The 293-nt window shown below is 35.8% G+C and carries 1 pseudogene; it reads right to left on the bottom strand.

Annotated features, from left to right (window positions below):
- Window positions 1–180: pseudogene (locus ACFINS_RS10695) on the bottom strand (orotidine-5'-phosphate decarboxylase); the annotation flags it as partial.
- Window positions 181–293 lie beyond the last annotated feature (113 nt).

The following is a 293-nucleotide window of genomic DNA, read 5'->3' as shown; positions in this document are numbered from 1 at the left end:
TTGCGGCTTTATGATCCCCACCTTCCCCACAACCGCTGTTAAGAGGATATCGCAAAAATCCTTTAGACCTTTATAATCAGGGCTCAAATTCCATGATTGCAAAACTTGATGACTCGGATCAAAACCAACACAAAGGGGGCCATATTTTTCACTATTTTCAAAAAAAGCTGAACAAAACATTTTATATCCTAACACGGTCCCTTTTTAAGCTTTCCGATACAATCAAAAAGAAAAACATTTGTCAAAAGAATATAATCCTGAAAACGCAAAAAAAGAGCTCTCATAAACAAAGT

The sequence above is a fragment of the Bartonella sp. AA2SXKL genome (assembly GCF_042197205.1).
Taxonomy (GTDB): Bacteria; Pseudomonadota; Alphaproteobacteria; order Rhizobiales; family Rhizobiaceae; genus Bartonella.
Note: the sequence above shows the minus strand (reverse complement) of the source record. Positions and strands in the feature narration are given on the sequence as shown.